1 protein-coding gene is annotated in these 226 nt (G+C 68.6%); it reads left to right on the top strand.

What is annotated here, in order from left to right:
* Positions 1–30: 30 nt before the first annotated feature.
* Positions 31–226 (top strand): DUF1254 domain-containing protein (locus N4G66_RS45565; RefSeq protein ID WP_261710188.1); only part of this gene is annotated, 196 nt, incomplete at its 3' end.

Below are 226 nucleotides of genomic sequence, written 5' to 3'. Positions count from 1 at the left end.
CTGAGCTTCCTCGACCTCACGGACGGACCGGTGACGGTGACGGTCCCGCCGGGGTGTCTGGGCACGATCAACGACATGTGGTTCCGCTGGGTGATCGACTTCGGTCTGCCCGGACCGGACCGCGGCGTCGGCGGCACTTACCTGCTCCTGCCGCCCGGCTACGACGGCCCGGAACCCGAGGGCGGAATGTTCGTCCAGCACTGTTCCACGTGGCAGGCCATCGTGC

Origin of the sequence: Streptomyces rhizosphaerihabitans (assembly GCF_025399795.1) — a bacterium.
Taxonomy (GTDB): Bacteria; Actinomycetota; Actinomycetes; order Streptomycetales; family Streptomycetaceae; genus Streptomyces; species Streptomyces rhizosphaerihabitans.
The sequence above is the reverse complement of the archived record's forward strand: the minus strand, read 5'-3'. Positions and strand labels throughout refer to the sequence as shown.